We start from the raw sequence: 2290 nt of genomic DNA, 5'->3' as shown, positions 1-2290 counted from the left end.
ATAGTGGATGATGAAGCTGCGGAGCTGCCGGTTATCCAGCTTTCAAGTGAAGAATACAGTGCTGATGCATCCGCCGGTGCAGTTGAGGTAACTGTTCTGAGGAAAAAGGGTGAACAAAGGCTGGTTTCCTTCGATATGTCAACAAGAAGCGGTACTGCCTCCGTGGGGGAGGATTATCAGGGAATAACCACTTCCGTTATGCTGAATCCCGGTGAAACTGAAAAGAGAGTTTTCATACCGATTTTGAATCCCAATGCAGAAGGAAAGAGCTTCTATTTTGAATTGTCAAACGTGCAGGGAGGCATTTTGGGTGAGCCTGCTTCCGCAAGCATATTAATAACCAATGAGAAAATTTCAGAGGAGGAAGCAGTAAGCGGTGCCGGGAGCACTGCGGAATATACCGGATATAAAGCGGCAATAGAAATGGAGCTTGAGGAGGACATAGGGGAAGCAGCGGTTGCTGAGCTCGAGACAGAGTTTTCTGCAGATGACATGGCTTCGGGTATTTTGACTGCGGACATGTTCCGAAAAAGAAAAAAGGTTCTGTTTGAGCTTCCGGAACAAAATGAGGCTTCACCTAATTATACGGCGAACATTTTACCGATGGCAGCGCAGACCGACAGCCCTTCCAAAACAGTCGTGATCCATGATTCTTCAAGCCCAAATAAAAGGCTTGGCTTCAAATCTTTGAAAGCCCCCTCTTCCTGTGAGCAAATGCTGGGAACTGCAGCCAACGGGCGCATCGGCTTCTATTATAATGCAAAAAATTCCGAGGGAGAGGCAGTGATTTCCAGTACACGCCCGGTAGACCTTACAGGAATTGAAAGGATAAACTACAGTTGGAGGAATGATTGGAGCGGCGACCACCAGGAATTTGTCAAAAGCCAGGCTTATTTCACCATGGTCAGCGACTTGAATGCCCCAAAATACAACTTCGGTAGTGTCACTGGTCCCTTCAATCAAAACGCCTCTGTGTCACTTTCTCTTATAACCAACGGTGCGAGAAAAGCCACAGGGGATATGTTTATCAATTTCTCGATTAAAAAGTCCTGGACGCATCTGTTTTTCTCCGATCCTATTATAGATTTATACGTAACAAAGATAGAGCTTATAAAACGTGAATATGGCATGGTTGTAAACCAGTCTCCCAACGGTACCGTCAGATTGGTCAAGCTGCAAGGTGCTTTTTCCATCGGCCATGATAAAGCGGTAAGGGATGACGTTTTTTATATTGATGCCCGCCCAAATCCGGGATGGCGGTTTAAAGGCTACAAGTTGGATAAAAAGAGCTCTGCGACAATTACTGAGCTTTACAAAGACGGAGAATATATCAATATAGATTCCGGACTTTTAAGAGAGGTCCTTCCGGTAGATCGTCCGGATTATGACAAAATCCATGTCACACCGGTTTTTGAAAAACTGCCTGAGACAAGGAAAATCACGATAAAATGTGATTATTCGGATATGAAAAATACTGTTTGGATATACTCCGGAAGAGGTTACCAGTTACCTCTGGAGATCAACAAAAGGACGGAATACCGGCCTTTCGATCCCGGTAAAATCAGCATCAGTATTTCCAGCGGCAACGAGTATCGTTTCCTTTACTGGATTCTGCCCGACGGGAGGATCGTTAATCAGGACTACTTTATATTTGATATGACCAATGTTTATGAAGCCGAGTTCAAAGTCGTCGTTGCCCCGGTCAGCAAGCACCAAAGTTCCATAGACAGCGAAAAATTTGGATTTCTTGGCGGGCAATACGGCGGCAGTAAAAATGTAGATGTGCTGGGGCTTGTCCCCAAGTCCGGCCTGGAGGAAGGCAAGACAGTAAAATGGGAAGCCGCCGGCTTTGATGAGTTTTATTCCTCCGTATACTACTTTATTGCAGGTTCACAGCTTCCCGGGGATCTTAAAGCTACCGTCACAGACGAAGCAGAACCAATGACACAAAGCATAGGCATTCAGGCGGCGACGGTCAGGGATCGTCCGTCCTTTACGGATCCCCTGAAGGGAACCTTGTATTATAATGGCAAGACTGCGAGCTGTGATTTCGGAAAACAGACAAGCATTCAGCTTCCCAAGGGGAGAAGGACAAGGGTTGCATTAAAAATGCCCGGCTATCAAACCCAGGTCCTGGATATTATGCCTCAGTCCGGTACGGTATATTTCAATGCAACGCGCATTGCTTCAGCGCCGCCGGAGGTCAGCTGGATAAGCCTGAACAATACTTTTTTGGCAGGAAGAGAATATACGGCGATTCCCAGGTACGACACCAACCTTAGCTTGACTG

1 protein-coding gene is annotated in these 2290 nt (G+C 46.3%); it reads left to right on the top strand.

Annotation, left to right across the window (positions count from 1 at the left end; all coding sequences use genetic code 11):
- On the top strand, nucleotides 1-2290 hold a 2290-nt coding region (locus tag NC238_15640; GenBank protein ID MCM1567338.1), incomplete at both ends, for a hypothetical protein.

Origin of the sequence: Dehalobacter sp. (genome assembly GCA_023667845.1) — a bacterium.
In the GTDB taxonomy this organism is placed as follows: domain Bacteria; phylum Bacillota; class Desulfitobacteriia; order Desulfitobacteriales; family Syntrophobotulaceae; genus Dehalobacter.
The sequence above is the reverse complement of the archived record's forward strand: the minus strand, read 5'-3'. Positions and strand labels throughout refer to the sequence as shown.